This window comes from Paraburkholderia sp. SIMBA_054, assembly GCF_046534875.1.
GTDB classification, from domain to species: domain Bacteria; phylum Pseudomonadota; class Gammaproteobacteria; order Burkholderiales; family Burkholderiaceae; genus Paraburkholderia; species Paraburkholderia hospita.
Genome location: NZ_JAWRXV010000286.1, coordinates 1 through 406, shown reverse-complemented (window position 1 = coordinate 406; position 406 = coordinate 1). Strand labels below are relative to the sequence as shown.

General features: G+C 62.6%; 1 protein-coding gene. It reads right to left on the bottom strand.

Annotated features, from left to right (window positions below; genetic code table 11):
* The coding region (locus SB822_RS55145; RefSeq protein ID WP_410858853.1) for an alkaline phosphatase family protein at positions 1 to 406 on the bottom strand (406 nt) is incomplete at both ends.

Below are 406 nucleotides of genomic sequence, written 5' to 3'. Positions count from 1 at the left end.
CGAGACTTGCGGCAGCGCGTTGTTCTGTACGTCGCGCTTCAGAACGTCGAAGTAGCCGTCGCCCTTCAATGCGTTGGTGCCCGTGCGCGCGTTGTCGTACAGCGGGTTGCCCGGCTGCGCGTTGCGGTACTGGTTGAAATAGAGCAACGAGTTGTCGCCGTAATTGCCGATGTACGGGTTTGGCGTCCAGCCCCACGAACCTTTGGCGTCGAGTCCCGTGCCGACGTCCTGAGAGATTTTCCAGCTAATGCCGGCGTTTTGCAGCACTTCCGGGTATGTCGACCAGCCGTAGCCGAGCTCCGAATTGTCGATGACCGGTCCGCCGCCCGTGCCGTCGTTGCCCACGCCGCCCGCCCACATGTAGTAGCGGTTCGGGTCGGTCGGGCCCATCAGCGAGCAGTGATAC